General features: G+C 64.9%; 1 protein-coding gene. It reads left to right on the top strand.

Going from position 1 to position 843, the window contains the following annotated elements:
• Nucleotides 1–843, top strand: an 843-nt coding sequence (locus I6F21_RS37545) for an ATP-binding protein (protein ID WP_225184359.1), incomplete at both ends; no start/stop codon positions are given.

The raw sequence follows: 843 nt of genomic DNA on the forward strand, positions 1-843 counted from the left end.
TCATGAAGACGCGCATGCAGCCGATCGGCAATGCCTGGCAGAAGCTGCCCCGCATCGTCCGCGACCTCTCATCCGAACTCGGCAAGCAGATCGAGCTCGAGATGCACGGCGCCGACACCGAGCTCGATCGCCAGGTGCTCGATCTGATCAAGGACCCGCTCACCCACATGGTGCGCAACTCCGCCGATCATGGCCTCGAGACCCCCGCCGAGCGCCTCGCCAGCGGCAAGGGCGAGCAGGGCACCATTCGCCTCTCCGCCTATCACGAGGGCGGCCACATCATCATCTGCATCGCCGACAACGGCCGCGGCCTCAACACCGAGAAGATCAAGGCCAAGGCGCTCTCGTCCGGTCTCGTCACCGAGGCCGAGCTCGAGAAGATGAGCGAAGCCCAGATCCACAAGTTCATCTTCGCGCCGGGCTTCTCCACTGCCGCTGCCATCACCTCGGTCTCGGGCCGCGGCGTCGGCATGGACGTGGTCCGCACCAATATCGACCAGATCGGCGGCACCATCGACATCAAGAGCGTGGCCGGCGAAGGAAGCTCCGTCACCATCAAGATCCCGCTGACGCTCGCCATCGTCTCGGCGCTGATCGTCGAAGCCGCCGGCGACCGCTTTGCGATCCCGCAGCTCTCGGTGGTGGAATTGGTCCGCGCCCGCGCCAACTCCGAGCACCGCATCGAGCGCATCAAGGACACCGCGGTCCTTAGGCTCCGCAACAAGCTGCTGCCGCTGATCCATCTGAAGAAGCTCCTGAAGATCGACGACGGCGCGGCCTCCGATCCCGAGAACGGCTTCATCGTGGTGACGCAAGTCGGCAGCCAGACCTTTGGCATCGTCG

The sequence above is a fragment of the Bradyrhizobium sp. NBAIM03 genome (assembly GCF_020194055.1).
GTDB classification, from domain to species: domain Bacteria; phylum Pseudomonadota; class Alphaproteobacteria; order Rhizobiales; family Xanthobacteraceae; genus Bradyrhizobium; species Bradyrhizobium yuanmingense.